The sequence below is a fragment of the Corynebacterium sp. HMSC036D03 genome (assembly GCF_001836185.1).
In the GTDB taxonomy this organism is placed as follows: domain Bacteria; phylum Actinomycetota; class Actinomycetes; order Mycobacteriales; family Mycobacteriaceae; genus Corynebacterium; species Corynebacterium simulans.
The window spans coordinates 1-24232 of sequence record NZ_KV827713.1 but is presented as its reverse complement, the minus strand read 5'-3'; the positions used below and the strand labels follow the sequence as shown (position 1 = coordinate 24232).

Sequence of the window (24232 nt, the reverse complement as noted above, 5' to 3'; positions counted from 1 at the left end):
AAGAATTCCTTATGCGAATAAATCGACGTGTTTTATCGGGGTCAGTGTATATGCCCAAGGAGCCTAGCCACTGCTGCGGCACGCTAGGGCGCTTAGAGCAAACCCGCGCAACCGCAGTCCGGCCTTGAGCGCTAGTCGGACTGGCGCTTGCCACCACTGCGGATGGCGGTCCGCTTGGAAGCGGTAGGCCGAGTCGTGGTGGGCTCGCAGCATCGCACCCGCGTGCGCCTGGGTAGAGTGCCCTTTGGCATGGGTGATGATTGCCTCAGGGCAAAAGACGTTGCTCCAGCCCGCACGACTAAAACGGTCGCCCAGATCGACGTCTTCCATGTACATGAAGTAGCGCTCGTCAAAGCCGCCGATCTGCTGGAACGCATCCCACCGCACCAAAAGGCAGGAACCCGAAAGCCAGCCCGCCTCGCGCTCAACGGACATATCGGCGTCATTGCGATAGGCACGCGACCACGGGTTGCTAGGCCAGATGGTGCCAAACAGGGCGTGGCCGATGCCGGTGGTCAATGTGGGGATCGCACGCGCGGAAGGATAATACGAGCCATCCGGTTCCACGATGCGCGGGCCTACGGCTGCGGCTTGTGGATTCCGGCGCGCGCACTCCACCAACTTATCCAAAGCTCCAGGAGTAAAAGTCACGTCTGGGTTGCTGATGAGGAAGAACTCTTCATCGACCTCACCCAGCGCGCCAGAGCTGACGAGCCGCGCGCCGGCATTCATTCCGCCGCCGTAACCGATGTTGCCGCCCGTGTCTAAAAACACAACGTCGTCACGGCCAGCAGCCGCGGCCTGCGGCACTGAATCGGTGGAGCCGTTATCCGCCAAGACCACAGCCGTGGGCCGGTTGGTTGCGCTTTCCAGCGATTTAAGGAAATCCCCGAGGTAATGGCCCGGCGAATACGTCACCGTGACCACTGCGAGGGCAGTTACGTTATCTGTGTTCACAATGCTGCTTAGCGTACCCATACTCGCTGCTAGGTTACTGCCAAGACACTACAAGCTTGACAAAAATCATGTATAGATCACGATTTCTTTATCTTCTCGCCTAAACTGTCACAAGATCAGCCCTAACTTGGCTACACGGCAAGCACCGAGAGAAGCCACCTTGCTTGCTGCCACCTTTGAACGCCACAATTAGAAAGTCCTCCACCTGTGTCTTCTGAGAAAAAGTCAGACAAGCAGCGTCGTTCCCGCGCCATCTCGCCCTCGCCCAATTCGGCGACGGCGGTAAAGCAACAGGGGTCCAAGCCCCTGAAGGCCATCATGGCATTTGTGTCGGCGGCAATCTTGGTGTTCTCTGGCGTTGGCTATGCCACCGTGGGCCGCGTGGGAGATGGCATGTCCTCTGTCTCTAACCTCGCGTTAGGCAACAAGGGTGGTTTTAAGGCAGACACCGAAGATGGCGCGATGGATATCTTGCTGGTGGGCAAGGATTCGCGCACGGATGCCAAGGGTAACCCACTATCGGAGAAGGAACTGGCGGACCTGCACGCCGGTGTGGACGAGGGCGAGGAAAACACCGACACAATCATGATCATCCGCATCCCGGATGACGGCTCCCGTGCAACTGCGGTTTCGATTCCGCGCGATACCTACGTCGACGACGGCGATTTTGGAAACACCAAGATTAACGGCGTTTTCGCCAACCACAAGACGGACAAGGTCGAAGAGCTAGAGCAAGAAAACGCCGAGGCAGAGGCTGAAGGCAAGAAGAAGCCGCATTCCGCGAAGGAGATCGAGCAGCAGGGCGTGGAGGCCGGCCGCCAGGGACTTATCAGCATGGTGCGCTCGCTCACAGACATCGACATCGATCACTACGCTGAGGTCGGCCTGCTGGGCTTCGTGCTGCTTACCGACGCCGTCGGTGGCGTCGACGTGTGCTTGAACAACGACGTCAAGGACGTCATGTCTGGCGCTGATTTCAAAAAGGGCCGCCAGACCCTCCACGGCGCCCAGGGCCTGTCCTTCGTCCGCCAGCGTTACGAGCTTCCGCGCGGCGACTTGGACCGCATCGTGCGCCAGCAGGCATATATGGCTTCCTTGGTTTCCAAGGTGCTCTCCTCTGGCACCCTAGCTAACCCGAATAAGCTCTCCAAGATTGCTGACGCAATCGAACGCTCTGTAGTCATCGATGAGGGCTGGGACGTCATGGGGTTGGTCACCCAGCTTTCGGGCTTGGCCGGCGGCAACGTCACCTTCACCACCATTCCGGTGACCTCCATCGACGGCGTGGGTGACTACGGTGAGTCCGTCGTGACCATCAACAAGCAAGAGGTCCATAAGTTTATGGATGACCTCGCCAAGACTGCGGAGCAGACGGAGGAAGCCGCGGCGTCGTCAAGCGCAGAGGCAGGCTCCAACCCTTCCGAAAAGCCAGTGGCCGATGGCATCGAGGTCAACGTGCTCAACGCGGGCAGCATCGACGGCCTGGCCTCCGGCGTTGGCACGTGGCTGACTGGCGTGGGCTACAAGGTCGGCCAGACCAGCAATGCCGAGCCGGGCTTGTACTACGAGTCCCAGGTTGTCGCCGCGGATGAGAACGATCAACGCGCCAAAGACTTGGCTGAGCAGCTCGGCGGTCTGCCGGTTACGTCCAGCCCGTCGCTGGATGAAAACACCTTTGTCGTCGTGGCTTACGACGACTACGAAGGCCCGTCCGACAAGGAAGCACAGGACGCAGAACCTACCGACACCGCACCGAGCGAGCAGGTCGGCACCCCAGGCAGCGACATGGGCGCGGCAGAGGTTGCCCCGGAAATCGACGCCGGCGGCGAGGGCCCGCGCTGCGTAAACTAAACGCCACACAAACTAAGTAATTCTCAAGCCAGGGACCTAATCCAAAAGGTTCCTGGCTTTTCTTAGGGATCGTTCCCCAATTTTTTGGCAGGTAGTTGCCATTTAATGTTAGAAAATGAGTATCCCTATCACTCACCTTCCGGGGCGCTCGGGGGCCTAGGACCGTGGTGTGAAAGCATTCCCTGCCGCGCAAAGGCTCAGTCACCTACCATGGGCGGACATGGATATGCTTCAGCACCTACTTTCCGCAGATGCCGCAGCGCCGCGCCTGACGTTCTACAACGAAGCCACCGGCGCGCGCATGGATTTTTCCGCACAGACCTTGGATAACTGGGTCTCCAAGATTGCCAACATGCTCTTAGAAGAGCTTGAGCTCGCTTCCGATTCCCTCATTTTCCTCGACCTTCCTGTTTCCTGGCAGCCCGCAGTTATCGCTTTGGGTGCCATTGCTGCCGGCGTCGACACAGCGTTCACGCGCGCCGAGCTAGACGGCGCAAGCCCCGATGTTATTTTTGCCGCGCCCGAGGGCTTTGCAGAGTTGAGCGAGGAATTCACAGGCGCCGATGTTGTGCTCGTTACCGATGATCCATTCGGGCGCGGCGTCATCGAATCTGGCGGCGAATTGCCCGCCGGCGCCATTGATTTTGGGCCCACCGTGCGTTTCTACGGTGATCAGTTCTATGGCCCCACCACCGCTTTACCGGAGCTTTATCCTGCCGCCGGCCCTGCCCAACGCGTAATGTCCGCGGGGTGGAAGGACAAGGATTCCTTTAAGAAGTTGATTCTCGAACCGCTCGCATGTGGAGGCTCCGCCGTGATTGTCGCCGGCATGTGCACTGCCGAGCGTTTAGAAGAAATCGCCGCCAACGAGAAGGTGGATCTGCGTCTTTAGCTGGCACGAACGCCATCGGCGGGGTTAATTCCCAGAAACTCCTGGAGGCGCGTGACCACGGCATGGATTTCCGCGGCGGCGAAGTGCCCGCTACGCCAAGCCGCGTGCAGGGGCACACCGCCTAGCATCTCCTCCGCGTTGCAGATGCGCAGGCCTACCGCGTCGTGAGCCTGCAGAGCACTGGAGATGGCGATTGCGCGCCCGGCTCGCGCGAGGGCGATGAGCGTAACGGTGTCCTCACACTCGACGACGTCGCCAAGCACAGCGTGGCTGCGCCCTACAAAGGCATCGAAGAACCCGCGCGAGACGCTGCGCCGGCCTGACATGGCTAGGCGATGAGTGACCAAGTCCTCCACCTCAATGCTGTCTTGGCCCGCTAGAGGGTGCTCCTTGTTTACCCACGCCCGGATAGTGGCCTCCCCCAGCGGAACGGAATCAAGCCCCTCCTTTACTGGAATTGGCGTCACCACCACATCGGCGGTGGTATCTAGCGCCTGGTACACCTCGTAGTGCTCGACCGCCAGCGTGGTCAGAAGCGGAATCTCCTCGCGCGCGTCAACGATGAAAGGCGCCAAGATCGTCGAGATGGTCGTCGGCGTTGCCGCCACCTGCAAGGCGCGCATCTCGCCGCGTTGCAGCGCCGAAACCGCCTGCGTAGCCCTGTTATTATCTGCCACCAATTGCTGGCACACGGGAATCAATGCCTTGCCCGCCTCGTTGAGACGCAGCACCCCAGCTGCGCGTTCGAAAAGCTCGAGCCCCAGCTCCTCCTCAAAGCGCCGCAGCTGGCGGCTTAGCGCTGGCTGGGTGATGCTCAATTGCTCTGCCGCGGTGGTCACGGAACCGGTGCGCGCAAGCGCCAAGAAATATTTCGCCCTCGTGTAATCCATAAATCTTCATTTAACACGAGCTATTACCAATGAGCATGGATTTGAAAAATCTTAGACATTAGACAACATGGACGAAAACCCTTCACAATAGGGTGAAATTGTTGCACCAATCACAAAAGAAGGATTGTCTGAAAACTATGACTCGTCGCCATGTTGGCACCGCCATCGCTGAATCTCTCGCAGCACACAACGTCAAGCGCGCATACCTCGTCCCAGGCGAGAGCTTCCTGCCAGTACTTGATGGGCTCTATGACAGCCCCATCGAAGCCATCGTTACCCGCCAGGAAGGCGGCGCTTCCTACATGGCAGAGGCACACGGCAAGGCCACCGGTGAGCCGGGCGTCGCAATGGTCACCCGCGGCCCAGGCGCCTCCAATGCTTTCGTTGGCATTCACACCGCCTGGCAGGATTCCACCCCGATGGTCCTCTTCGTGGGCCTTATTCCCTTCCCCGACCGTGACCGTGAGTCCTTCCAGGAGTTCGACCCAAAGGCTTGGTTTGGCACCCAGACCAAGCAGGTCTTCATCCTCGATGACCCATCCCGTGCTTCCCACGTGGTGGCCGAGGCATTCTTCCAGGCCAAGCAGGGCCGCCCAGGCCCAGTAGTGGTGGGCCTGCCGGAGGACATTCTCCACATGGACTTCGACGGGGAGATTATCCAGCCAATCAACGTGACAGACGGCGCGGTATCCCCAAGCGATATCGCCGAGCTTTCCGAGGCCCTACGCTCCGCCGAGCGCCCACTCATCTTCGCCGGCGGCCCGCGCTGGACCCCAGAGTCCGCACGCCAAATCACCGAGTTTGCAGAGACCAACCAGATTCCGGTGGTCCACGATTTCCGCGCCAGCGACCGCATCCCTTTTTCTTCCCCGGCCAACGCCGGCTGGCTGGGCTACGGCCGAGATGAGAAGGCAGCTGCGCTGCTCAAGGATTCCGACCTCGTACTCGCCGTTGGAGCAGTGCTTGGCGACGTCCCGACTGACGGCTACAAGCTGCGTCAAGGCGCAAATGACCACAACTTCTTCATCAACATCGATTCCAGCCTGCGCGGCAACTCCGCAGCCGTCACCCGCCACATCCTGGCCAGCCCGGTAGCCTTCGCCGAAGCGCTATCTGAGATCAATGCGGGCGAGGCCTCTGCTGCCCAGCAGCAGTGGTTCGCGGATGCGCACGCGGCGCAGGTGGCTTTCTCTACGGTTCAGGACGAAGCCGACTGGCGCCCGGCTCCTGAGGGAACCGCACACATCGAATCACTCATGCGCGCCATTCAGGAGCAGGCCCCAGAGGATTCCATCTACACCTTCGGCGCCGGCAATCACTGCATCTGGGCGCAGCAGTTTATGCACACCAACGTCTACCCCTCCCAGTTCAGCGTGCGCAATGGCTCGATGGGCTACTCCGTTCCAGGTGCAGTCTCCACCAAGCTGGAGTTTCCTGAGCGCACCGTCATCGCCATTGCTGGCGACGGCGAGTATTTGATGAATGGCCAAGAGCTGGCTACCGCCCTGCAGTACGGCGCTCCTTATCTGACCGTCGTGATGTCCAACGGCGAATTCGGCACCATCCGCGATCACCAAAAGAACCACTTCCCTGATCGCGTTTCCGGCACCCAGCTTTCCAACCCGGATTTCGCCGCCGTCGCCCGTGGCTTCGGCGCACACGGCGAGCTTGTCACTTCCGACGCCGAGGCAGGCCCTGCCGTCGAGCGCGCCCTGCAGGCTATGCGCGAGAAGCAGATTCCAGCAGTCATCAACGTGATTGTGGATCAAGCTCTGTCGCTGCCTGACAACGACTAAACCTGTCCCCAAACAAAGGATTTTTCAATGAGCGATACCGTTGCTACCGCTGTTGAGCGTGCGGAGGCCAAACCTGCTGGCTCCACCATGACTTGGGTCATCACCCTGTTCGGCACTGCCGTCGGCGCAGGAATTTTGTTCCTTCCACTTAACGCTGGTGGATTTGGTTTCTGGCCACTGGTCTTTGCCACGGTCTTCATCCTGCCGCTGGTCTATTTCTCGCACCGCACTTATGTCCGAATAGTCAGTGGCGCGCCCATCCACGACCACGGCAAGGACGTCCTGGAACTGGCCACGCAGTATTTTGGCCGCACCTCCGGCATCGTTATCGCCATTTTGTACTGGCTCGCTATCTTCCCCACGGTGCTGATTTACGGCATCAGCATCACCAACTCGGTCGATAGCTTCATCGTCAACCAACTGGGTGGACCTTCCATCAACCGGTGGGTACTCGCCATCCTTTGCGTGGGCATTATGACCGGCGCGTTCGCCGTGGGCCGCAAGCCCATGCTGTGGCTGGCCCAGGTGCTGGTCTATCCGCTCATCTTCGCTTTGGCAGCAACGTCCATCTACCTCATCCCACGCTGGGATTTTCAGAGCTTCCTGCACTACGACAACGGTGAAGGCGACTTTGGAATCCTCAAGGGAATCCTGCTGATTCTGCCGGTGCTTGTATTTTCCTTTTCCCACATGGCGGCACTGTCTCAGTTCGCACTAGACATGCAGCCGGCCTATGGCGAGAAGACCGCCAAGCGCGTTGACCGCACGGAGCTGCTTACCGCCATCTTGCTGGTGGTCTTTACCATGTTCTTTGTTTGGTCATGCGTCCTGGCTTTGGGCGCCGACGGTATGAATGAGGCGCTGGAACAAAACATTCCGGTACTGTCCTACTTCGCTAACGTCACCGGCACCCCGTTCATGGCCTACATGGCACCCGTTGTGGTCATGTGCGCCATCATCTCCTCCTACTTCGGCCACATGCTGGGCACCGAGGAAGGCACAGAGTACCTGCTGCGCCTAGCAGCGCCAAAGATGGCTGAGCGTATCTCGCACCGCAGCCTGCTCAACATCATTTATCTCATCACCTTCGTTGGCACTACCCTGGTGGCGGTCTATAACCCATCCATCGTGTCGATGATTTCGGTCGTCGGTGGCATCTTCGTGGCTTTCCTCGTTTACCTGGTCCCGGTCTACATGTTCAAGAAGTTCGACGCTTATTCCAAGTTCAAAAATGACCCGTGGAACTACTTCGTATTTGGCATGGGAATCGTCATTATGGCGGTTACCGTGTGGAACATGTTCTAATTCTTATCTATCACTTCTTAAAAGTCGCTTTAAAGTTAGGAGTTTTAAAACCATATGCTTCGCTCTGATCTCAACAAGTTCCCTGATTACAAGCCCGGCAAGTCCGACGGCGACAAGCTGAAGCTCTCCTCCAACGAAATCCCTAACCCGCCGCTTCCCTCCGTGCTCGAGGCAATGACGCGGGCGGCAGCGGAGACCAACCGCTACCAGATCGATGGCTGCCCAGAACTGACCACCGAGCTTTCTAAGTACCTGGGCGTTCCTGAAGATCACCTCACCATCGCGGCGGGCGCCTCGGCCATCGTTCAGCAGGCCATCGGAATGTCCTGCCACACTGGTGACGAAGTAATCTTCCCGTGGCGCAGCTTCGAGGCTTACCCGCTCTACGTGCGCATGGCCGGCGCGGAACCAGTGATGACTCCGCTTACCGAGGACGACCGCTTGGGCTTGGATGCCGTAATTAAGGCCATCACGGACAAGACCCGCGTCATCATCCTCTGCAACCCGAATAACCCAACCGGCACCACCATCACCAAGGGCGAGTTCCGTGACTTCATGGAGCGGGTTCCGAAGGACATCGTGGTTATCCTCGATGAGGCTTACTGGGAGTACAACGACGCGGAGGATACCCCGGACTCTGCCGAGGAGATTTTCAACTACCCGAACCTGGTGGGCGCCCGCACCTTCTCCAAGGCCTTCGGCCTTGCCGGTGCACGCGTGGGTTACGGCATCGCCTCCCCGGAGCTCATCCACGGCCTCAAGCTAATGACCATGCCGCTAACGGTTACCTACATGGCAGAAAAGGCTGCCATCGCAGCGCTTAACTCGGCAGAGGAGCTGCTTGCCCGCGTCGAAGAGACCAAGGTGCAGCGCGAGCGCGTAGCAGAGGCAATTGGCGCGCGCCCTTCCAAGGGCAACTTCGTTTGGATTCCACGCGGCGACGCCGAAGAGGTTGAACGCAAGCTTTCCGACGAAGGCGTCATCATTCGCCGCTACCTGGATGAAGGCGTTCGCGTTTCCATTACAACTGAGGAAGAAACAAACATCTTCTTGGCCGCCTGGGAGCGTGCGGGCATTCGCCCATACGGCGAATAATCGCCTTCTATCCCATCGCCCTTTCCCTACTTAGACGGCGGTTGCTCACCTGGAACCGTCGGCAGGAAATCTGCCAATAACGCCGCCAAACCCGTTTGAAACGGATCTTCCGCAAACGGGTTGGCGGCTTTTTGCTCTTTAGTTGCCGCAGCCGAAAGTTTTTCTTGCCATGCAGCACGAGCGCTGCGCAGATGCGGTGCTTCTATATCACCGTCTTCGGGAACCTCGAAGATTTCTTGGGGAGCATTGGCGTCGAAGGCGGAGCCGTAGATGAAGGACTCCAGCATGATGATCCGCGGCAGAATCTGCGCGGATTCGACGCCGGCAAATGCCAGTACCTCAGCTAATTTTTCGTACATTTTCACTGCCCGTGGAGCACCGGACACGGGGGTAGAAGCAATGACCTCCACCAGCGGATAGTGCCGCGCGAATACATCGCGGTAGGAACGCGCCCAGACCTCTAATGCGTAACGCACGCTCACCTCGCCCGCTAAGGCGGCGTCGAGAAGCGATGCGTCTACCTGCGCCATAACCGCATCCTCTACAAGGATGAGCAGCTCATGTTTGTTAAGTACATGGTTGTACAACGCACTCGGCCCCACCCCCACTTCGCAGGCAATTCGGGCCATTGTGAGTTTGGCATAGCCACTTTCCTCCACAATTTTTAAAGCGGCCTCGGCAATTTTCTCACGGTTTACCAGCGCCTTTGGTGGCCGACCTTTAGCGCGCGAAAAATTCATGGCTCAAACCTCTATCCAGAGTCACATTGATTCCTGTACAGTGACACGCAACACAAAATGAATGTTGTTCATTTTGCGCTGAGCTTTCAAACAATTTTCCCATAGACGTTTCCTCTGCACCGCGTAGAGGAAGATGTTCACCACTTCGCACAGGAGAACCCACCATGTTGTCATTATTTAGCAACGAATCCAACACCAACCCGGTCCTCGAGCGCGACGTTGTCGTCATCGGCGCGGGCCCTGCCGGCCTCATGGCAGCACGCACGCTGAAGAAGAAGGGCCTTTCCGTCGCAGTCTTGGAAGCCCGCGACCGCGTCGGCGGCCGTACTTGGAATGGCAAGGTCAAGGATGCCGAGGGTGTCGAGCACTTCGTGGAGCTGGGCGGACAGTGGATTTCCCCGGATCAGACGCGGCTCATCGAGCTCGTTGATGAGCTAGGACTCGAAACCTTCCAGCGCTACCGCGAGGGCAAGTCCATCTACGTTGCCCCAGACGGCACCCGCCACGAGTACGAGGGCACCGTCTTCCCCGCTTCCGAGAAGACCATCGCGGAGATGGACCGCCTCATCAAGATCATGGATGACCTCGCAGCCGAAATGGACCCGGCGCGCCCCTGGGCACACCCGCGTGCGAAGGAGCTGGACTCCATCTCCTTCCGCAAGTGGCTCGAAGGCTTGTCTGATGACCCGGAGGCAATCGACAACGTCTCCATTTACGTCGCCTCGGGCATGCTCACAAAGCCTTCTTATGCTTTCTCCACGCTTCAGACAGTCCTGATGGCTGCTTCCGCGGGTTCCTTCTCCAACTTGGTCGACGAGGACTTCATCCTGGACCGCCGCGTGGTCGGCGGCATGCAGTCCGTGTCTCTAACCATAGCCGAAGAGCTAGGCGAGGATGTTTACCTCGGCACCCCGGTGCGCGAACTGCACTGGGCCGAGGTTGACCCAACCACCGCTGATGACCTCAACAAGGTCGCAGCCGACGTTCGCAACGGCGTGCCGAACAACGGCGAGGCCCGCGAGGTCATCGCCTACTCCGAGAAGGTCACCGTGAAGGCGCGCTACGCCGTGCTCGCGGTTCCACCAAACCTGTACAACCGCATCTCCTTCGTTCCGCCGCTGCCACGAGACCAGCAGATCGTGCACCAGCACATCTCCATGGGCTTGGTCATCAAGGTCCACGCCATCTACGACAAGCCTTTCTGGCGCGAAGAGGGTCTTTCCGGCACCGGCTTCGGCGGCGGCCGTTTGGTTCAGGAGGTCTACGACAACACCAACTACGGCAAGAGCTTTGCTGCCTCCGCCGAGGGCGAAGAAGACCAGTACGGCACCTTGGTTGGCTTCGTCTCCGACGTTTATGCCGAGGAAATGTGGCACCTGCCAGAAGAAGAGCGCAAGGAGCGCATACTTTCTGCCATGGCGGACTACCTGGGCCCGAAGACCAAGGAGCCAATCGCGTTTTACCTCTCCGACATGGCCGCTGAGGAGTGGACCCGCGGCGCCTACGCCACCTCTTATGACCTAGGCGGCCTATCCCGCTGGGGCCACCTGCAGAACGAGCCGACCGGCTCCATCTACTACGCCTGCTCCGACATCGCGGCCGAGGGCTACCAGCACGTCGACGGCGCTATCCGCCAGGGCGAGCTCGTCGCCCAGAAGATTGCGGATAAGGGTTAAGTATTGTCTGCTTCTGATTTTGATCGTCGCGCAGCCACCGGACATATCTTGGTGGGCTACGTTGCTACGGACTACGGCAAGGACGCGCTCCGCTTGGGCATCGCCCTTGCTAAGACCCGCAACGTCAACCTTGAGATCGTCATGGCCGCGCCGGCCAATAATTCCCTCTCCGGTGTCTACCCGCACGACCGCGGATACAGTTCCATCCTGGAAGAACAGATTGCAGGTTGGTTACAGGAGGCGCTGGGCGAAGTCCCCAGTGACATCCGCGCCACCGCCCGAATCGTCCCCGGCGAGTCTGAAGCCGAAGCGCTCAATCGCGCGGCGGAAGAACTGGACTGCGACATGATCGTGGTTGGTGCGCGCAAGGGCGGCCTTTTCGGCCGCTTCCAAATGGGTACTGCGGTCAACACGTTGTTGCACTCCGGTACTGTCCCTATCGCTCTCGCGCCACACGGCTACTCCTACCCCGGCCCGATTAGCCGCATCACCGCCATGTTTGGTCCGCGCCCAGGCACCACGGATGTCATCGCGATTGGTTTGGACCGCGCGCGGCGCCGTCGCATTCCGCTGCGCCTGCTTTCGCTCGTGCTACCTGGCGAGTCCGATCTGCATGGCCTCGGCACCGACGTTCCCAATGCGGTACGCGCTTATGCCAACCGCAAGCTGGGCGATATCGCCGAAGAAATGCTCTCGGCTGGTTACGCCACAACCGACGTCGCCACTGGGCGCGACGTCGAAGCAGCAATGGAAAACGTCACCTGGCAAGACGGAGAGCTCGCCGTGGTTGGCTCTTCTCGCCTCGCGGTTCCCGGCCGGCTCTTCTTGGGTGGCACGGCGTCGCGAATGCTGCGCTCCATCCCTGTCCCTATGGTCGTCGTACCAGCCGGCTACATGCACGCCGGCGCCGAACACGAAGCGATCTAGCAGGCGCTTTCGCCCAAATCGCTTCCTACCACCAGACCGTATTTCCTAGTTCTTTTTGAAAGGCGGTGAGTAGTCATGACTAGTGCCACTCCTGCACCACCGATTCAGCCCACGCCGGGCAGCGGCGATAACATCGCCTCCACCAAAGGCCTGGCTACCGGACGCGTCGGCTTACTCGGCGCAGTCGTCATCGGCATCAGCTGCATCGCGCCGACCTATACGCTGACTTCCGGACTTGGCCCCACCATTTCCGCGGTGGGCGAGTTTGTTCCGGCGGTCCTCCTTTTGGGATTCATCCCGATGCTCCTGGTGGCCTTTACCTACCGTGAGCTCAACAATGCGGTTCCGGATTCCGGTACCTCGTTTACTTGGGCCACCAAAGCCTTTGGCCCCTGGGTGGGCTGGATGGGCGGATGGGGCCTTATTACTGCCACCATCCTGGTGCTTTCGAACCTTGCCGCAGTCGCTGTGGACTTCTTCTATCTCTTCCTTGCTCAGATATCAGGCCGCCCCGAAATTGCAGACCTGACGCGCAATCTCTGGATTAATATCCCCACCACGATGGTCTTCATCGCGATCGCAGCCTGGGTTTCCTATCGTGGCCTAGATTCCACGCAGAAGTTGCAATACGTGCTGGTTGCCATCCAGATAATGGCCATTGTGGTCTTTGACATCGTGGCCATCGTGCGCGCTTATAAGGGCGGCGGATTCGACTTCACCCCGATTTCAGTTTCATGGTTTAATCCGCTGGAAATCGGCAACTTCTCCCTCATCGCGGCCGGCATTTCCTTGTCCATCTTCATGTTCTGGGGCTGGGACGTCACGCTGACGATGAACGAGGAAACGAAGGACCCAGAAAAGACTCCGGGGCGCGCTGCAACCATCACGGTCTTGGTCATCATCAGCCTCTACATTCTGACTGCCTTGGCCGTCATCACGTGGGCAGGAACGGGTGATGAAGGCCTGGGTGCCGGCACCCCGGAGAACCAGGAATCGATCTTCGCCGCGCTCTCCTCCCCTGTGCTGGGCTCGGCCGCCCTGCTTATCTATGTCGCTGTGCTCTCCAGTTCCTTCGCCTCGCTGCAGTCCACGATGGTGGGCCCCGCCCGTACGCTGCTGGCGATGGGATACTACAAGGCGTTGCCGCCGGTCTTTTCCAAGATCAGCCCCAAGTTCCGCACGCCGTCTACGGCCACGATTGCCTCCGCTATTGCAGCGGGCGGTTTCTACACGGTCACGCGCATCCTTTCTGAGAACGCTCTGTGGGACACCATCTCTGCCCTCGGATTGATGATCTGCTTCTACTACGGCATCACCGCCGTGGCCTGCATTTGGTACTTCCGCCACGAGCTTTTCAGCAGCGTACACAACATCATCTTCAAGTTCGTCTTCCCCCTGCTGGGTGGCGGCTTCTTGCTGCTGATGTTCTTTACCACCGCATTCGATTCGCTTAGCCCGGAATACGGTTCTGGCTCCTCAATTTTCGGAGTGGGCACCGTCTTCGTGCTGGGCATGGGAATTCTGTTGCTCGGCGCCGTATTAATGCTGTTCACGCGCTTTGCCCATCCGGATTTCTTCAAGGGCCGCACATTGAAGCGGATAACGTCCGGCGAAGACTCTCAATTGCCGCTAGTTTAGAGGCTAGCCCTATTTCAACCTAGTTCACTATTAGGCTCTAAAAAGAGCTGGATCACACAACAAGGAGTATTAATGTCTAACACTTACCGAGTTCAGAACCCTGCTACTGACGAGATCGTCGAGACCTTCGACTCCGCCACCGACGCCGAGGTAGAAGGCGCACTGGCGAAGGCCGCCGCAGCCTACCGCGAGTGGAGCGCGCGCCCGATGTCCGAGCGCGCGGAAATCGTTGCTCGCGCAGCACACCTCTTTGCGGAGCGCAAGGAGGAGCTGGCCAAGATTGCCGCGGAAGAGATGGGCAAGCCTATCTCCGAAGGCATCGAGGAAGCAGAGTTCTCAGCGGCCATCATCAAGTACTACGCCGATAACGGCGAGGAGTTCACCAAGGATCAGCCGATTCCGGCTTCTGCCAATGGCACTGCGGTAATCCGCCGCCTGCCCATCGGCCCGCTGCTTGGCATCATGCCGTGGAACTTCCCCTACTACCAGATTGCCCGCTTCGTGGGCCCGAACCTGGTCCTCGGCAACACCATCGTCCTAAAGGATGCAGAAATCTGCCCTCGCTCCGCACTCGCCGTGCAGAAGATCATGGATGACGCCGGCATTCCGGAAGGCGTGTACAACAACATCTTCGCCACCCACGATCAGATTTCCACCATCATCGCGGATCCACGCATCCAGGGAGTTTCCCTGACTGGCTCCGAGCGCGCCGGCGCCATCGTGGGTGCCCAGGCAGGCCAAAACCTGAAGAAGGCAGTGCTCGAGCTCGGTGGATCCGATCCTTACATTCTTCTCGATACCGACGACGTCAAGGAAGCAGCCAAGCTGGCGTGGACGACCCGCATGTACAATACGGGCCAGGCCTGCAACTCCAACAAGCGCATGATTGTCATGGAGGACATCTACGAGGAGTTCGTGGCTGAGCTGACCAAGCTCGCACAGGCAGCAAAGGCAGCGCCTGCCGACGCCCAGGGCGAAGGCACCTACTCCTGCCTGTCCTCGCGTGCGGCTGCGGAGACCCTGCACGATCAGATTCAGCGCGCGGTGAAGGAAGGCGCTTCCTTGCGCGCTGGCGGCGAGCTGGCGGACAAGGGTGCTTTCATCTCCCCCGCCGTTATCACCGACATTCCAGTCGGCTCTGACATCTACTACGAGGAGTTCTTCGGCCCAGTTGCTGTGGTCTACAAGGTTTCCTCCGACGAGGAAGCGCTCGAGCTGGCTAACAACACCCAGTTCGGCCTGGGCGGCACCGTCTTTTCCAAGGACACCGAGCGCGCAGCCGCCATCTCTCGCCGCCTCGAGGTGGGCATGGCCAACGTCAACACCCCGGCCGGTGAGGGCGAAGAGCTGCCTTTCGGCGGCGTGAAGCGCTCTGGCTTCGGCCGTGAGCTCGGCCCATTGGGTATGGACGAGTTCGTCAACAAGCAGATGTACTACGTCGAGAACTAATCTCGACGCAGAGAATCACCCCAATATAAAAACTGGGTTAAGTAGCAAAAAAGTATGTCCGGTCGGCGTGTCGTCGGCCGGTCTTTTTGTTAGCGTCGGACCTGACCCCTGTTTGGCCACAGGGCTTTTAATGCTGACCAGGCTCCTAATCCACCGTCGAGTACTACGCATAGTGGTGGTTGCAGCTTTGAAAGCAGTTTTTGTAGGCGGGCCTGCCCCCTGTACAAACCGGACATCGCGGTCGATTCTTAGACATGAAGGCAAATCAAACCGCACTTGCTAGCACAGGTACGGTTCAAACCCCGGGATTGGTCGAAATCCACCCCGATATATTGCCTGCCGGAATATACACGCAGCTTTTAGCAATTGTGACCAGCAGACTTCAAGATTTCGTCCGCATCCCCTTTTGACCCTTAACCCGCCGCAGACAACAGCGAAGGCCGCGGGATCACCAAACGCCCGCCTTCTACTTGGAAAGAAATAGAAGACGGGCGTTTCGCTTGGTGGTGAAGCTAGTGGCAACCGGGATTAACCGGCTGCCTTAAGCAGTAGCTTCGGCTGCTCGTAGGGAGATTTCTCAGCGAGAGATTACTTGCTAGAACCACCGTTGGAGGAACCGCCGTTGGAGGAACCATCGGAAGCATCGTCAGAAGAACCGTTGGAGGAAGAGGAGTTCTTCGGGGAGCAAGCATCTGCCAGCAGGCCGATAGCCAGTGCACCAGCGGCAACCAGAGCGACACCGCCAGCAACCTTGCCAGCTGACTCGCCGTACTTACCGAACTGAGCGTTGATGCCAGCAACCTGCTTAGCAATAGCCGGGTTGTAGATACCCAGCTGCTTCTGCAGTTCGATGTTGGCCTTGCCAATCTGGCCGGAAATCTGCTCGATGAACGGGGACAGACCCGGAACCTTGATCTGGGAAGCCATGCCAACCGGAATCAGGAACAGCAGCGGCAGGCCTACAGCCAGGCCAGCTGGGATACAACGACCCAGGTCAACGCTGGAAGAACCGTTGGAAGAACCGTTGGAAGAACCGTCGGAGGAACCGTCGGAGGAACCGTCAGAAGAGCCATCCGAGCTGCCTGGGTTCTTACCGGGGTCAGTACCAGGGTCGGTGTTCGGCTCGGTGACGGTCACGGTGATGCTGTCGATTTCCTCGCCGGAGCCATCGCGGACGATGACGGTTACGGTATCGCCTGGCTTGGCGTCTGGCTTGATGGTGACGATGACATCGCCGTTCTCTTCCAAGGTCGCGGAACCTGGGCCGGTGGCCTCATCGAGCTTGGCACCTGCCGGTACCTTGCCGCCGGCATTTGGAACCTTCACGGCGCTACCAGCCGGGGCCTTCGCATCGTTCCAAGACGGTGTATCCGGGGTTTCCGGAGTATCGCCGGAGGTATCCAGGGTGAACGTTGCCGCAATGGTGTCAGCCACTGCCCCATCCGGGTAGGTGATGACTACCGGAACAACGAGTTCGAGATCATCCGGAGTTGCCGTGCCCGCCTTCGGCGCGATAACCGTCAGCTTGCCGGTGGCTTCATCGATGCTTACGTTCCAACCACCTTGGCCGGCCCAATCAGCAGGAATCTTATAGGTCGTGCCGCTCGGAGCATCATCAGAACCGTACCGAACTTCAGCAGAACCAGTCTCACCGGATGCAACCTTTACGGGTTTGGAATAAGCAGGTTCGTAATCCGTGACGTCGGCAGGCGCAGGCTCAACAACCGTGACAACAACTTCTACCTCATCAGTAGAGCCGTCTGGATAAGTCACGGTCACCGGAATGGTGATGATATCACCCGGGGTTGCATCCTCCGGGACCTTGACAGTCAGTTCACCCGTTGCTGGGTCAACGCTCGCGTTCAGATCCGTGGTGGAGAACTTAGTGCCCTCAGGAAGTACCGTATCGCCGGTTTGTGGGACCTTGACCTCGCTACCCGGCTCGACGTCTACCGGCGGGTATGCCGGGCTATTTGCGTCTGCCAGCGGTTGCTGCGGATCCTTGACCACGATGTGGAATTCGCTGGTCGAAGATACGCCATTCACCGTTGCTTTAACAGTCACGGTGTAGTCGCCAGCCTTGGTTGGCTTGCCAGAAATCTGGCCGGTGGCCGGATCATAGGTCACGCCATCCGGCAGGCCGGTGACGGTGACGTCTGCTTCCTCGTTATCAACCACGACGTTGATTGGCAGCATCGTCGTATTGGTTGCAACATCCACGTCAGCGATAGGTGCAATCACCGGTGCCGTGACCGAATCCGTTGGGTCGGTCGGATCCGTCGGATCCGTTGGGTCGGTCGGATCCGTTGGGTCGGTCGGATCGGTCGGGTCGGTCGGGTCGGTCGGGTCGGTCGGATCCGTCGGCGCGGCTGCGACGACGTCGATGATGAACGTCGTGGTGGACTTGTTTCCAGCGGCGTCGGTTGCCGTGATAGTAACCTCGCTGTGGCCGAGGGCGCTCGGCTTGCCGCTGATGGTGCCGGTAGCTGGGTCAAATTCGACGCCAGTAGGCAGGCCGGTTGCGCTCAGCGTTGCTGCTGGGTCATCGCTGTGAACGGTGACTTCAGTGACGTCTTCGCCCAGCTTCACGGTCTGATCCGAAATCGGGTCAAGCTTCGGCGCGCTGGTATCGGCCGGCTCACGGACCACGATGGTGAAGGTTTCGTCGGTGGCATTGCCGCTGGCATCGGTGACCGTCACGGTGACCTCGTAGGTGCCCGGCTTGGTCGGGGTGCCGGTGATGGTGGCAACGCCGTCAACGGTCTCAAGCTTCACGCCATCCGGCAGACCGGAGGCCGTTACCTTATCCGTGTCCGAATCAGAAGAGACCCGAATCGTTTCAATCGGCGTATTGGCATCGACAGCCTGATCTGCAATCGGATCCACCTGCGGACCGGTTGCATCCTTTACGGTGATGGTCAGCTTCTTTTCGGTAGTATTGCCTGCCGCATCGGTGGCGGTCACCGTCACTTCATAGGTGCCCGGAGTAGTTGGCACACCGGAAATCTCGCCGGTGGACGCGAAGAACCGAACGCCATAAGGCAAGCCAGTCACGGTCAGGGTAGCCTGCGGGTCATCCGAGGTGATGTGAATCGGGTCAAGCTCGGTGTCTTCCGTGACGGTCCGATCGGCGACGCCGTCTAAGGAAGGCCCCTCAGAATCGACCACGGTGATCGTGAACTTCTCGACGGAAGACTTACCGTCGGCGTCAGTGGCCGTTACGGTGACCACGATGGGGAAGTCACCCGCGCGGGTTGGAGTACCCGAAATCGTATTGGTATTGGTGTCGTAAGTAACGCCGTCCGGCAGCCCGGTCACGGTGATCGTCGTAGAAATCGACGGATCCGTCACGGTTGGCTTAATCTCCGTAATCGCTTCCCCTAGCGGCACCTTCTGATCCGAAATTGGTTCCAGAACCGGCGCTCCAGGGTCGACGACGGTGATGGTGAAGGTCTCCTTGGTCGTGTTGCCCGCGGCATCGGTGACAACCACGGTCACGGGGTGCTCACCAGCGGTGGTTGGCGTGCCAGAGATGGTCCGGGTTTCTGGGTCGAAGCTGAGACCAGCAGGCAGGCCGATGACCGTCACGGTGTCGCTCGGATCGTCGCTGAGTACCTTGACAGGAGTGATGGCATCGCCCTTGTCTACTTCTTGATCGGCGATGGGCTCGACCTTCGGAGCAGTGGAATCGCTGACCGTGATGGTGAAGTCAACGTAGGAGGTGTTTCCGGCTACATCGGTTGCCAGGACGCGCACTGGGTAGGTGCCCGCGGTGGTTGGCGTGCCAGAAATCGTGTTGGTAGCGGCGTCATACTGAACGCCCTCTGGCAGGCCGACTACGGAAATCTTGGCATCAGGGTCATCCGCCTTGACAACGATATCTTTAATGGCGCTGCCGGCAGCAACGTCTTGGTCACTGATCTCGTCCAGCTTTGGCCCCTGGGCATCGGTGACGGTGATGGTCGAGGTATCGATAGCCTTGTTGCCCGCTTCGTCGACCGCGGTCACGGTCACGGTGTAGGTGCCCGGCTTGGTCGGGGTACCGGTGATTAGTCCCGCCTCTGGGTCAAAAGTCATGCCATCAGGTAGGCCTTCAACCGTTACCTTCGCAGAAGGATCATCTACGCGCACTGGAATCGGGTTGGCCTCAGATCCCGCAGCGACCGTGCTATCGGGCAGCGGCTGGATGACTGGTGCACCGGCGTCATTGACGTTGATGTTGAAGACTTCTTCGGTGGTATTGCCAGCGTCGTCCTTAGCGGTGATCGTCACTGGGTAGCTTCCCGGCTTAGTCGGGGTGCCCTCAATCTGCTTGGTATCGGGGTTATAGCTCAAACCCTCAGGCAAGCCAGTGACTGTCAAGGAGGTCACCGCAACGTTGTCCTCAGCGGTGATCTCAATTGGCGTGATCGAGGAATCCGCGGGAACGGTAGGATCCGAAATCGGCGCGATCTGCGGCGCGGTCTTATCGGAGACGGTGATGACAAAATCAACGGGCTGCGAGGTATTGCCGGCGGCATCGGTAGCCGTGACCTTAATGGTGTAGGTTCCCGGCTTCTCTGGGCGGCCGGTAAAGGTGTTGGTCACGGGGTCGAAGCTAACCCCCTTCGGCAGGGTCTCCGGATCAACCTGGACGGTAGCATCCGGATCATTTACCGAGACCACGACCGGCTTAATCGTCTCGTTCAGAGCGATATCCTGCTTCTCAATCGGATCGATGACCGGGGCGGTCTTGTCTTCGACGGTGATGGTGAACGGTTCGTGGGACACGTTGCCCGCTGCATCAGTTGCCGCAATAACGACATCATAGGTACCCGGCTTAGTCGGGGTGCCCTCGATCTTCTTGGTATCCGGGTTGTAGCTCAAGCCCTCAGGCAGACCCGTGACTTCAATCTCCGCCTTCGGATCATCGGTAGCGACCGGAATCTCAGTGATTGGCTTATCCTCCGGGACGCTGACGCTGTCCACCGGAGTGATGGCAGGCGCCGTTGCATCGTTAACCGCAATGACGAAGGTCTGAGTCGTTGTATTGCCCGCAGCATCGGAAACCGTGACGGTTACTACGGAAGAGCCGGTTTCCTTCGGGGTGCCGGAGATTTTCTTGGTCGCGGGATCGTAGGTCACACCCTCGGGCAGGCCGGTGACGGTCCAGGCGAGATCCTGCGGTGCGGTGGAGTTGTCGGCCGGGTTTAGGCTCATCAGATCGATATCTTTGATGGGCTTCCCCTGGTTAATCGTCTGATCCTCCGGATCATCGAAGGTAGGCGCGGTGGCATCGCCCACGAGCAAGACAACGGTCTCGCTCGTGGAATTACCAGCTGGGTCGGTGGCGGTAACGGTAACGAGGTAGCGCCCCGGAGCGGTTGGGGTGCCCGTAACGAGCCCCGTTTCGCTATCAAAGGTCACTCCCTCTGGCAGGCCGGTAACGGTGATCTTGGCAGTCGGGTCCGGGCTGGTGACAGGCTCCAGGTTGAGCGGCTGATCTTCAGGAACCGATACGTCACGAAGCGGGCGCAGAGCCGGGGCAACGGTATCGGTGACCGTGATGTTGAAGGTTTTCTCGGTGACGTTTCCATAAGGATCAGTTACCTTGACGGTGACCGGGAAGTTCTTGCCATCTGGGCTCGTGACTTCAGTCTTTGGTGTACCAGAGATGATGCCGGTGTTCGGGTCGATGGAAACACCTTCTGGCAGGCCGGATGCAGCAAAGGTGGAGTTCGGCTCATTGCTGGTCACGGTGATTGGGTCCAGCGCAGTGCCATTTTCTACGGTGGCATCGGCAATGTTATCTACCTGCGGCGCGGTGGTGTCGGCTACCTTGAGAAGGAATTCCTGGGTCGAGGTATTGCCGGCGGCATCGGTCGCAGTCACCGTAATTGGGTACTCTCCCGGTGCCTGCGGGATTCCTTCGATCTTGTGGGTCTCCGGGTTATAGGTAACTTCTGGTGGCAGGCCCGCGACTACAACGTTGCTGACGGACTTGTCGAAGTTATCGGTGACGTCTACTGGAATTGCGGTGATCGGTTGACCGGCCTCTGCGGTGGCGTCGTCGATCTTGGCAATGGTCGGCGCCTTGGTGTCGGTAACAGTAACGACCAGGTTGGATACAGAGTTATTGCCCTGGGGATCGGTGGCCGATACGGCGACCGTGTAGATGCCCGGTTCGGTTGGGGTACCTTCGAGGGCACCGTTTTGCTCGTTCCAGGTCATGCCCGGCGGGATATCACCTTCCACGGTGACGGTGGCTTTAGGATCGTCCACCTTGATCGGAATCGAAGCAGGCTTATCCTCTGGGACGATGGCATCCGGGCTGGTGAGAACCGGCGCGGAAGAATCCACGACGTTGATACTGAATGCAGTTTCGATGACATTTCCGGCGGCATCGGCGACGCGGACGTTAACTGTCGACGCCCCGGTGGCTGACGGAGTACCACTAATGGTTCCGGCCGCAGGATCATAGGTGACGCCATCTGGCAGGCCACTGACCTCAACGCTGGTCACACCGACGTTATCCGTCGGCGTAACCTTAATCGGCGCGATGGCTTCGCCCAGCTCCAGGTTCTGCGAATCGATCTACTCAATCTGCGGCAGGATGCCGTCAGTGACCGTGACCTTGGCATTGACGAGGTCGGTCGAGCCATCGGCGTAGGTGACAATGACCGGGACGGTGTAATCTTCCAGCGCAACGTCGGTGCCCGGTGTGGCGGTGATGGTGCCTTGGTCATCAATCTTTACCCACGTTGGGGCGCCATCCGCCAGCTTGTAGGTGGTACCGGCTGGTGCCGGCAGGGTTTCAACGGTTGTTGCGGTAGTCGAGTCGTCAAAAAGCGGCGCCGCAACGGAACCAGTGCTGCTTTGAGCCACGGTTGTAGAACCATAGGTGGGCTCGTAGTGCCCGGACGCCGGCAATGGCTTAACGGTGAAGGAATCCTGCGTTATCGCCAGGCCATCGCGCACGCCAGAGGGCGAGACCGCAAACAAGCGTGCGGTGTAGGTGGTGGTCTTCTTCAAGTTAGGGTCGGTGACAAAACCGCAGGAAGGAAGCGTGCCACTCGCGTCCGGCGCTTCCGGCGGGCAGGTGTACTGGGTCAGTTCATTGCCGGCCTCGTCGAACCACGCGATCTGATAACGCGTGTTACCGATTTTGTCGTACTGCAGGCCCGTCGTGCTGGTCTCGATGGCTTGACCCGCAGTAGCGACGTTGGAGAAAGAGTCATACGGGGTGACGTCAAACTTCAGGTTGCCCGGGTACAGCGCAAAGTTGATGTTGGTGGCGTAATCCAGCGAACCGCCCCAGTTAGACGGCCATCCGGCCAAGGTGCCGGCAGAGGTTAAGTTGCTGGTGGTGTTGCCGGTGTAACCGTTGTAGTTAAACGGCGTGTTCACGGAAATTCCCGGCATGTCCTGCAATGAGAAGAACATCCACTCGTCGTTGACGTGCTTCGACTTCATGTTGCCGTTGGCCCAAGAACCGTCCGCGGCAGAATCAGCCAGGTTGTGCCAGGTATAATCCTTGGACAAAATACCTCTATCGTCCCAGCTATTTCCCCAGATACCGCGGAACTGCAGCGTGTACTTACCGTTGGCATCGGTCTTGGCTTGGACGGTCTCTGCGATCCACTTCTGCTGGCCTTCCGCTGCCATCCGCTGCTTAATCCACTGCTGCAGCGCGAGTTCTTGCTGGGTACTCCAGTTGGAATCGCGCACGCGGCCCTTGTAACCGATGGCGGCCATGGTTGCGGGATCGTAGATGCGCGATAGCGCGTAATCAGAAAGGTAGGAGCCATACACAGTGACGTCTGGAGCCACGGAGTCGACACCGTTGACGGACTGGTAGTTCTGCCACAAGAGGGCGCCGGCGGCGGCGTTGGTTTGGTTCCAGAAGACGGTACCGGAGTATTGGCCATAGGAGCCCGAGCGCTCGTTGGTAGCAGCTTCGGCCAGGTTGTGCATCACCTTGTTGTTAGCGATGGGCGAGTAAGCGATCTTGATGTCGTTATAGGTATCAGACCCCACGGACTGGCTAGCGCCTGCCTCGGTGTTGGCGACGTTGCTTTCCGGCATGATCTGCTCTTGGCCATAGGAGTAGAGCAGGTTGTACTGTGAGGTATCCGGATTGATGGACCAGATGCGGAGCTTCTCCCCCTCCGGCAAGTTGGGGTCTGCGTCGAAGTTGCGCCGGACGCCCTTGGCGTCAGTAAAGGAGGTCATGCCGATGTGGAACTGACCATCGGCGCCGGTGGTGGTGGTATAAATCGGCGACGCCGTGCCGTCCTTTTCGAACCACTGGGCAAAGACTTTCACGCCAGACATGGGCGCAACGTTTGGATCGTTCAGGTTCGATTGCATGGTGCCGCCGGTCTGCAGGCCCACGAAGCCGTTCACGGAGCGGGTACTTCCCGCGGGAACCGTAGTGTTTATGGCGGTTTCTTCGGAGGAACCTGGCGCTGCGGTCTCCGCCTGGGCTGCAGGCTCATTATCGAGGAGGTTGGGTACAACAACGACCCCGCCCATAACTAGCGCGGCAGCCATGCCAGAGGCAGTGAGCATACGCCAGCGGCCGCTTAAATTAAGCCCGCTGAGTGCAGCTACAGAACGAGGTGGCCGAAAAGTTATTTTGGACATGACCAATGCTTTCTCTAATTCAGGTGTTGTCGCAGCTGTAGAGCAGACAGAGCGATAACAAAGTACGTGAGGAGGTTGGCTATTCGTAGAGGGATCGAATTACTCGAGATGTTATGTAGACGTATTGAGCTCCTTAGCAAAAACTTTAGAAATCTCTGGGAAACTCTTACCCAATAACAGTAACAATTCCTAGCCGAGCAGCCACTGGAAAATATGTGACCCTAATCACACTAAATTGATTAGGTGTTCAGAGTTCTCATCCCGTAATGTTCGTTTTATTTCGCTATAACCTGCACTGATAGCCGGACGCGGCTGGAAAAATAGATTTCAGAAATACTTTGGAAAAACACCCCTGCCTACCCATTACGTTGTTAGCAGTTCCACCCCAGGG

General features: G+C 58.8%; 14 protein-coding genes. 9 read left to right on the top strand and 5 right to left on the bottom strand.

What is annotated here, in order from left to right; all coding sequences use genetic code 11:
* Window positions 1-63 precede the first annotated feature (63 nt).
* The gene (locus tag HMPREF2692_RS00975) at window positions 64-978 is read right to left on the bottom strand and encodes a glycosyltransferase family 2 protein (RefSeq protein ID WP_061920970.1); all 915 of its coding nucleotides are present in this window, start codon (window positions 976-978) and stop codon (window positions 64-66) included.
* Between the two features lie 186 nt (window positions 979-1164).
* Here HMPREF2692_RS00975 and HMPREF2692_RS00970 point away from each other — a divergent pair, with 186 nt between their 5' ends.
* Together HMPREF2692_RS00970 and HMPREF2692_RS00965 are read left to right on the top strand one after the other, a co-directional pair.
* Entirely contained in the window at window positions 1165-2808 is a 1644-nt protein-coding gene (locus HMPREF2692_RS00970; RefSeq protein WP_179294277.1) for an LCP family protein, read from the top strand.
* A gap of 220 nt (window positions 2809-3028) precedes the next feature.
* Window positions 3029-3700: a TIGR03089 family protein gene (locus tag HMPREF2692_RS00965; protein WP_062041833.1), complete on the top strand. Its 672-nt coding sequence runs from the start codon at window positions 3029-3031 to the stop codon at window positions 3698-3700.
* Here HMPREF2692_RS00965 and HMPREF2692_RS00960 read toward each other — a convergent pair.
* A complete protein-coding gene (locus HMPREF2692_RS00960) occupies window positions 3697-4590 on the bottom strand; it encodes a LysR family transcriptional regulator (RefSeq protein WP_070822437.1) in 894 nt (297 codons plus the stop codon). The genes HMPREF2692_RS00965 and HMPREF2692_RS00960 overlap by 4 nt on opposite strands.
* Before the next feature lie 137 nt (window positions 4591-4727).
* Here HMPREF2692_RS00960 and HMPREF2692_RS00955 point away from each other — a divergent pair, with 137 nt between their 5' ends.
* Genes HMPREF2692_RS00955 through HMPREF2692_RS00945 form a run of 3 tightly spaced genes read left to right on the top strand, consistent with a single transcriptional unit; the run spans window position 4728 to window position 8786 of the window.
* Complete coding sequence (locus HMPREF2692_RS00955; protein WP_061920964.1) at window positions 4728-6386, top strand: thiamine pyrophosphate-dependent enzyme; 1659 nt, start codon at window positions 4728-4730, stop codon at window positions 6384-6386.
* A gap of 27 nt (window positions 6387-6413) precedes the next feature.
* Complete coding sequence (locus HMPREF2692_RS00950) at window positions 6414-7691, top strand: amino acid permease (RefSeq protein WP_070822435.1); 1278 nt, start codon at window positions 6414-6416, stop codon at window positions 7689-7691.
* Between the two features lie 54 nt (window positions 7692-7745).
* A complete protein-coding gene (locus tag HMPREF2692_RS00945) occupies window positions 7746-8786 on the top strand; it encodes a histidinol-phosphate transaminase (RefSeq protein WP_070822433.1) in 1041 nt (346 codons plus the stop codon).
* A 26-nt stretch (window positions 8787-8812) separates the two neighbouring features.
* Here HMPREF2692_RS00945 and HMPREF2692_RS00940 read toward each other — a convergent pair whose 3' ends face one another.
* Entirely contained in the window at window positions 8813-9526 is a 714-nt protein-coding gene (locus HMPREF2692_RS00940) for a TetR/AcrR family transcriptional regulator (protein WP_070822431.1), read from the bottom strand.
* Window positions 9527-9690: 164 nt separating this feature from the next.
* Between HMPREF2692_RS00940 and HMPREF2692_RS00935 the strand changes: the two genes are divergently transcribed.
* From HMPREF2692_RS00935 to HMPREF2692_RS00920, 4 genes are all read left to right on the top strand, one after another.
* Window positions 9691-11202: a flavin monoamine oxidase family protein gene (locus tag HMPREF2692_RS00935; protein ID WP_070822429.1), complete on the top strand. Its 1512-nt coding sequence runs from the start codon at window positions 9691-9693 to the stop codon at window positions 11200-11202.
* 3 nt (window positions 11203-11205) lie between these two features.
* Window positions 11206-12129 carry a universal stress protein gene (locus HMPREF2692_RS00930; protein WP_070822427.1) on the top strand — a complete coding sequence of 308 codons (924 nt, stop codon included), beginning with the start codon at window positions 11206-11208 and terminating at the stop codon, window positions 12127-12129.
* Between the two features lie 75 nt (window positions 12130-12204).
* A complete protein-coding gene (locus tag HMPREF2692_RS00925) occupies window positions 12205-13767 on the top strand; it encodes an APC family permease (protein ID WP_070822425.1) in 1563 nt (520 codons plus the stop codon).
* A gap of 72 nt (window positions 13768-13839) precedes the next feature.
* Window positions 13840-15216, top strand: coding sequence for an NAD-dependent succinate-semialdehyde dehydrogenase (locus HMPREF2692_RS00920; RefSeq protein WP_070822423.1), 1377 nt, complete (start codon window positions 13840-13842; stop codon window positions 15214-15216).
* 588 nt (window positions 15217-15804) lie between these two features.
* Here the strand turns inward: HMPREF2692_RS00920 and HMPREF2692_RS00915 are convergent.
* Together HMPREF2692_RS00915 and HMPREF2692_RS00910 are read right to left on the bottom strand one after the other, a co-directional pair.
* Window positions 15805-21768, bottom strand: a complete 5964-nt coding sequence (locus HMPREF2692_RS00915) for a putative Ig domain-containing protein (RefSeq protein WP_371326275.1) — start codon at window positions 21766-21768, stop codon at window positions 15805-15807.
* Between the two features lie 21 nt (window positions 21769-21789).
* Window positions 21790-23766: a Rib/alpha-like domain-containing protein gene (locus HMPREF2692_RS00910; RefSeq protein WP_070822419.1), complete on the bottom strand. Its 1977-nt coding sequence runs from the start codon at window positions 23764-23766 to the stop codon at window positions 21790-21792.
* Window positions 23767-24232 lie beyond the last annotated feature (466 nt).

Excerpts from the sequence above, each read along its gene's own strand:
- HMPREF2692_RS00975 (WP_061920970.1), bottom strand. The coding sequence starts at position 978 with ATGGGTACGCTAAGCAGCATTGTGAACACAGATAACGTAACTGCCCTC.
- HMPREF2692_RS00965 (WP_062041833.1), top strand. The coding sequence starts at position 3,029 with ATGGATATGCTTCAGCACCTACTTTCCGCAGATGCCGCAGCGCCGCGC.
- HMPREF2692_RS00960 (WP_070822437.1), bottom strand. The coding sequence starts at position 4,590 with ATGGATTACACGAGGGCGAAATATTTCTTGGCGCTTGCGCGCACCGGT.
- HMPREF2692_RS00955 (WP_061920964.1), top strand. The coding sequence starts at position 4,728 with ATGACTCGTCGCCATGTTGGCACCGCCATCGCTGAATCTCTCGCAGCA.
- HMPREF2692_RS00950 (WP_070822435.1), top strand. The coding sequence starts at position 6,414 with ATGAGCGATACCGTTGCTACCGCTGTTGAGCGTGCGGAGGCCAAACCT.
- HMPREF2692_RS00945 (WP_070822433.1), top strand. The coding sequence starts at position 7,746 with ATGCTTCGCTCTGATCTCAACAAGTTCCCTGATTACAAGCCCGGCAAG.
- HMPREF2692_RS00940 (WP_070822431.1), bottom strand. The coding sequence starts at position 9,526 with ATGAATTTTTCGCGCGCTAAAGGTCGGCCACCAAAGGCGCTGGTAAAC.
- HMPREF2692_RS00935 (WP_070822429.1), top strand. The coding sequence starts at position 9,691 with ATGTTGTCATTATTTAGCAACGAATCCAACACCAACCCGGTCCTCGAG.
- HMPREF2692_RS00925 (WP_070822425.1), top strand. The coding sequence starts at position 12,205 with ATGACTAGTGCCACTCCTGCACCACCGATTCAGCCCACGCCGGGCAGC.
- HMPREF2692_RS00920 (WP_070822423.1), top strand. The coding sequence starts at position 13,840 with ATGTCTAACACTTACCGAGTTCAGAACCCTGCTACTGACGAGATCGTC.
- HMPREF2692_RS00910 (WP_070822419.1), bottom strand. The coding sequence starts at position 23,766 with ATGCTCACTGCCTCTGGCATGGCTGCCGCGCTAGTTATGGGCGGGGTC.